Raw genomic sequence first — 438 nt, 5'->3', positions numbered from 1 at the left:
GGCCGGTCTGGACGGAGCCGGCCCGGCCGGACACCAGCGGGCTGGTCGCGGCCCGGTCGAAAGCCGTCACCAGGGTGATCTGGCGGCTGGCGCTGCTGGTGGTCGCCGCGTTCGCGTTCACCACCTACCAGCTGGTGATCGAACGCCAGGTCAGCCGGTACGGCAGCGCGGCGCACCAGGTGTACACCGTGGTGCTGCTGGTGATCGCCGGGCTGCTGGCGCTGAGCGTGATCCGCGCGGTGGCCGGCGTCCGGTTCGCCGGCCGCAACATCCGCAACTTCGAGCAGCCCTACCGCGCGCTGTGCAGCTCCGAGCAGGCCCGCTACCGGCAGGCCGTGGCGGCGTGGGAGCAGGTCGTGCGGCAGCACGCCGCGGCCGCCGCCGAGGCCACCCGGGAGGCGGCTGCCGCCGCGAACGGCCCGCAGTGGTTTCCCGTGC

The 438-nt window shown here is 74.7% G+C and carries 1 protein-coding gene; it reads left to right on the top strand.

What is annotated here, in order from left to right; translation table 11 throughout:
• A partial coding sequence (locus tag G3I65_RS16295) for a hypothetical protein (RefSeq protein ID WP_160696863.1) occupies window positions 1-438 on the top strand: 438 nt, incomplete at both ends.

It is taken from the genome of Amycolatopsis sp. SID8362, from assembly GCF_010550475.1.
In the GTDB taxonomy this organism is placed as follows: Bacteria; Actinomycetota; Actinomycetes; order Mycobacteriales; family Pseudonocardiaceae; genus Amycolatopsis; species Amycolatopsis eburnea.
The sequence above is the reverse complement of the archived record's forward strand: the minus strand, read 5'-3'. Positions and strand labels throughout refer to the sequence as shown.